Raw genomic sequence first — 3,432 nt, 5'->3', positions numbered from 1 at the left:
TGTCGCACCTCTGGTGCTATTGCACTTTTGTTACTTTTTACATAAGGCTGACGCCTTATGCTACAAATATTTCGCACCTCCGGTGCTATTCCCACCAGAGAATGCTTCAGCATTCTTTTTTCGATTCAGCGTGGGGGTTTACCCCCTCGCAACTCGCAAATCTCGACTCTCGGGATGTTTCATCTTTGCGAAAGTGAAAACTTTGGGAATAAAAAGATTTTCCCAAAGTTTTTTTAACTTTCGCAAAGATGGGTGTTCGAATTCGGCTTCAAATATGACGCTCCTCCGAAGTTAAACAAGTAAAAAATTGCAATAAGCACCAGCAGTGCGAAATCTTTGTAGCCGCTGGTGTTAACCATCGGATAGCGGGAAAAAACAAATCAAAGCACCGTAGGTGCGACTTCTTATAAATTTGAGGAATGTTCTTAAAAACCTTGACGAAAATTCTTTTCCCACAACAAAGCTATTGCCAAATAATAAAATCATTGAAAATAGTATCCGAAAGGAATGTGAAAATGCGAAAATATAAAATGGATTATTATGTAACTCAAATTTTGGAGGTGTATTATTAAATTGATAAAATTAATCTTAGGATTGTCATTACTGCTTTTTCTGTCATGTGATCATAATGTAACCGATTCTTCCGAAACAGGAGAAATACCTTTATCATTTTCCCTACAACCGGCATATGATCAAGGTTTTAATGTAACGCAGGTAAGAGTAACCGTTACAAAGGATGATTTCATTACCAGTTTGTATCTGACAATCGAAGACTCAACTGCATCCGGTACTATAACCAATCTGGAACCGGGTATTTATCAAATTACAGTGGAAGTTTATGATGGGGATGATTTGATTGCTATCGGTTCAGGTTCTGCAGAAGTGATAGCCGGCGAAACTACGAGTGTTGAGATCGTGTTGGTTTTTGTACCTCTCACGGGAAACCTGGAAATATATGTAAATTGGGGAAACCTGTTGCCCGAGTTACCGCAGCGGATTTTATTTATCGGCAATAGTATTACATATTTTAATGGCGGGGTTGATCTTCATACAATGAATTTAGCAAATTCAATTGATTCCACTCTTGACGTTTTTTGTGATAATGTTACTTGGGGAGGATGGACGTTGGAACAACATTATAGTAATGCCTTAACGATTCAAACCATAGAAGAAGGAAACTGGGATATGGTGGTATTGCAGGAAATGACTTCAAGACCTGTGGATGATCCCGAATTGTTTTATCAATATGCCATTTTGCTTGATTCTGTTATCACGAATGCTGGAGCAGAAACCGCATTCTTCTTCAGTTGGCCCTTTCGAGGTGTTTTTGATGAGATGATTGAATATCAAGCTGCTGCTTACAATTATATTGGGGAACTACTCGATGCGCCTGTTATCCCTGTAGCTCGAGCTTGGCAAAAATCCAGAGAGGAGAATCCGGGATTGGAATTATTTATGCAGGATGGCAATCATCCGAACGTGTTTGGAACATATCTCACCTGTTGCACCTTTTATTGCTTTTTCTGGTATGATAATCCCTACGGAGCAACTTATGTGAACGATCCTTCTATTACCGAAAGTGATAGATTATTTCTGCAAAATATCGCTTGGGAAACCTATGAGATATATTCACCATAATTCCCAAAATATTGAATACTATGAAAGAAAATAAACCGAAAGTATTAATCGTTGATGACGATGAAAAAGTCCGAGATTCAATCCAACGATCTCTCCGGCGTGAAAAATATATATTATATTTTGCTGAAAACGGATTGCAGGGACTTCAACTCATTGAAAAAATTGAACCTACTGCAATAATTCTTGATCTAAAAATGCCGATCATGAACGGCATTGAATTTTTGGATAAAATTGATCCTCAAATTTCCGATCCGTATTCAATTATGGTTGTATCGGGTAATGTATCGGATTACACTATTAAGAAATGCTATCAAAAAGGGATAAGATTTTTTCTACCTAAACCGGTGAATATTTATAAACTGAGAGGTTTGTTAAAAAGCCTGATCTCACTGGAAATTTATAAAAAGAAACTTAAAAACGAGATAAGTACCAGAAAAGAGATTGAGAAGGAATTGCAAAATAAAATTAGTGAATTAAAAGGGGCAACGGACAAAATTCAAACTATGGAAGGGCTCTTGCCGATGTGTTCATTTTGTCATAGAATAAGAATTGATGATGAAAAGTGGGTAAAAATAGATACTTATGTAGAAACGCATTCAAAAGCGGATATTTCTCATGGTGTTTGTCCGGAGTGTATGCAAAAATATTATCCTGAAATTTACTATAAAAACAAGAAAAGGAAATAGAAAAAGCATCTCGGTTTTTTTGGGGGGAGATAAGGGAATGTGCAAATTCAAACTAAAAAATGTTTGACATTAATTCAACATTTTTCTCGCTCGCTCCAGATCCTCCGGTGTATCAATCCCAAAAGAAAAATAATCCGTTTTAACAACTCGAATTTTAATTCCATTTTCCAGAAGACGCAATTGTTCCAATTTTTCGCTTTTTTCCAAATAAGATTGTGGAAGTGTGGCAAATTGCATCAAAGCATCTTTTCGGAAAGCATAAACACCAATGTGTCCCCAATGCTGAATATTTTCTTGATTGCGATTATATGGAATTGGATATCGTGAAAAATAAATTGCAAAATCGTTTTTATCGAAAACAACCTTCACCTGATTTGGATTTTCAATATCATCTTTTGCATTGAGGGGATGAATTAGGGTTGCGACAGAAGTCTCTTGTTTTTGAAAGGCAGTAATCAATTCCTCTAATGGATTTTTTGTGATAAAAATTTCATCCGCCTGAATATTTATGAAAATTTCAGCATCAATTTTTTCGGCAACTTCTGCGATTCTATCAGTTCCCGAGTAGTGGGGTTGGGTTGAAAAAAAAACCTCGCCACCAAAATTTTTAACCTCTTTTGAAATACGCTCATCATCCGTAACAACGATAATTTTATGAAAAAGTTCCATTTCAGCCACTGATTCGTAAATTTTCTGAATTAGAGATCTATTACCAATTTTTTTTAAAGGTTTTCCAGGTAAACGGGTCGAAGCAAATCTCGCCGGGATTATTACGATTATCTTATTCATTTTTTTCGGTTGTTGTATAATTCGTGTCTGTCCGTAAAGTATAGATTCGACACAGATCAACACTGAAAAAAATGATTTACGCAAGATAAAAATTTAATTATAAAAAGTGTAGTATCAGTGTTTATCAGCATAATCAGTGTTTATCTGCGTCGAATCACCTGCGGAGAATTATTGCAAAAATGCGAGTTTACGGATAGACTCTAATTGATTTAATTTCTAATTTCCTTTAATTTTTCAACAAGTTTTTCAGCCATTTCTTCAGGTTCACCTATGATGATTTCATTATTCTTTTCGATTGTTGGGGTAAATATTTTTTCAA

The 3,432-nt window shown here is 35.8% G+C and carries 3 protein-coding genes; 2 read left to right on the top strand and 1 reads right to left on the bottom strand.

Annotation, left to right across the window (positions count from 1 at the left end; all coding sequences use genetic code 11):
• Positions 1 to 573 precede the first annotated feature (573 nt).
• Both U9P79_00260 and U9P79_00255 read left to right on the top strand, forming a co-directional pair.
• Positions 574 to 1,638 carry a hypothetical protein gene (locus U9P79_00260; protein ID MEA2103066.1) on the top strand — a complete coding sequence of 355 codons (1,065 nt, stop codon included), beginning with the start codon at positions 574 to 576 and terminating at the stop codon, positions 1,636 to 1,638.
• 20 nt (positions 1,639 to 1,658) lie between these two features.
• Positions 1,659 to 2,324 (top strand): response regulator, encoded by a 666-nt coding sequence (locus U9P79_00255; GenBank protein ID MEA2103065.1) that lies wholly within the window; start codon positions 1,659 to 1,661, stop codon positions 2,322 to 2,324.
• A 69-nt stretch (positions 2,325 to 2,393) separates the two neighbouring features.
• Here the strand turns inward: U9P79_00255 and kdsB are convergent, their stop codons facing one another.
• The gene (gene kdsB / locus U9P79_00250; GenBank protein ID MEA2103064.1) at positions 2,394 to 3,113 is read right to left on the bottom strand and encodes a 3-deoxy-manno-octulosonate cytidylyltransferase; all 720 of its coding nucleotides are present in this window, start codon (positions 3,111 to 3,113) and stop codon (positions 2,394 to 2,396) included.
• Positions 3,114 to 3,432: the final 319 nt, after the last annotated feature.

It is taken from the genome of Candidatus Cloacimonadota bacterium (assembly GCA_034661015.1).
Taxonomy (GTDB): Bacteria; Cloacimonadota; Cloacimonadia; order JGIOTU-2; family JGIOTU-2; genus JAYEKN01.
The sequence above is the reverse complement of the archived record's forward strand: the minus strand, read 5'-3'. Positions and strand labels throughout refer to the sequence as shown.